Annotated in this window: 2 protein-coding genes; both read right to left on the reverse strand. The window is 47.4% G+C overall.

The window, feature by feature from the left end:
* Positions 1 to 120: 120 nt before the first annotated feature.
* Positions 121 to 747: a hypothetical protein gene (locus AKL28_RS23565; protein WP_050470702.1), complete on the reverse strand. Its 627-nt coding sequence runs from the start codon at positions 745 to 747 to the stop codon at positions 121 to 123.
* Positions 744 to 1459 (reverse strand): hypothetical protein (locus tag AKL28_RS23570; protein WP_231602678.1); only part of this gene is annotated, 716 nt, incomplete at its 5' end. The genes AKL28_RS23570 and AKL28_RS23565, both read right to left, overlap by 4 nt.

The following is a 1459-nucleotide window of genomic DNA, read 5'->3' on the forward strand; positions in this document are numbered from 1 at the left end:
GTCCATGATCTCTAGGCGAACACGTTCCTCCTTTAAATCATAGGCAATAGCAACATTCATTTTATCGCCGGCCCAATTCAACTCAACCCGCGGCACCGTCGACGCTCTGCTTTTCATGCGCTAGACTCCTTTAAGAGGAGACACCTTCGCAATCTGGCTCTTGAGATTACGCACTTGTTGAGAAAGGCCCTGGTTCTCAGATTTTAGGTCGTGGACGATCCCCTTCAGCTCTGTAATCTGGCCAGTCAAACTAGCAACGTCACCGTTGTACTTTTTCCGATCATCGGCTTGCTGTCTTCGAAGGTTCACCAATTCATTTTCCAAGATGGATCGCAGCTTCTTTTCAAGAGCATTGGTATCAAGGAGCTTTTTAACTTTTATTGGCTTTGACTGGTTCTTCTGCAAGATCTCCCGAGCAATCAAAGCATCAAGAATCTTCTCAACTTCGCTCTTCAGATCCGGGTAGCTTCGTAGAGTGTCATTGGCGTTACGTGCGATCTCCGGTAACTCACTTCGAACGACCTCTGAATTTTCACTACCGTCCCAAAAATTGAACTGTCGAATACTTCTCGGAAAAAAATCTAACGCTCCGCTGACGGCCTTTGTATTCGACTCGTCAACTGCCTCGAATGGAATTCCATTTTTGGCCCAAGCGTCAAGTACGTTCTTCTTACGTACAATGTTTTGCTTCGCGTTGTTTTTGTTTGTCTCGGCGACAGGCGGCTTTCGGACCTTCTTTTCGCTCATGCTGGAACCTCACAATTGGCAAACCGCCCCCGATGAAATTGAATCGTCGCCTCCAAGTCCACGATAGAGATATTCAGCTTCTTGCGCTCCAAGCCTACTAGATGAGGATCAGCCAGCGAAGAATTCAATTCCGTGAGATCTTCTTCAAGATTATTCAGATACGCTTCGCTGTGGAAATGGTATGCGCATTTCGAACACTTTGATGCGGAAGCCAGTTCCTTTTGAGGTTTTCCTTCCTTAGATCGGCAACGCGCACCGGGCACGCGAGATTGATTTCCGACCATGCAGATCCCCTCTCTCTTGGGAGTTGGAGCATGACCTCGCTGCTTCACCACGTGAGCTAGTCGCTCGGCCTTCCCTTGCAAGGTCAGTTGAGAAAAATCGGCTCTTGAAGAGATCATTCTGTAGAAGCGTTTGATAAAGTTTGGATAGCCACCGGAAGTTGGTGTGCCATTGATGATTTCGAGCATTTTCTGAATCATCATTTCATCACTTACCAATGCAACCTCTTTGTCGAGTCCACGCACGTGGGTCGCAAAGCGTTTTGCTCGGCCGTTTCCATTCACATCAAGTTTGTTCCGGATCTGCTCGCTTTCAGTTCTAATGAGCGGATCATGCAAGTAGATTTGCGTTGTGTTTAGATTATCTTGCCGCAGCTGGAAATTCACGGCTTGCATGCTTGGGATCTCGTGTTGATACATAAGCACAAGCG

Source organism: Herbaspirillum chlorophenolicum, from assembly GCF_001189955.1.
In the GTDB taxonomy this organism is placed as follows: Bacteria; Pseudomonadota; Gammaproteobacteria; order Burkholderiales; family Burkholderiaceae_D; genus Herbaspirillum; species Herbaspirillum chlorophenolicum.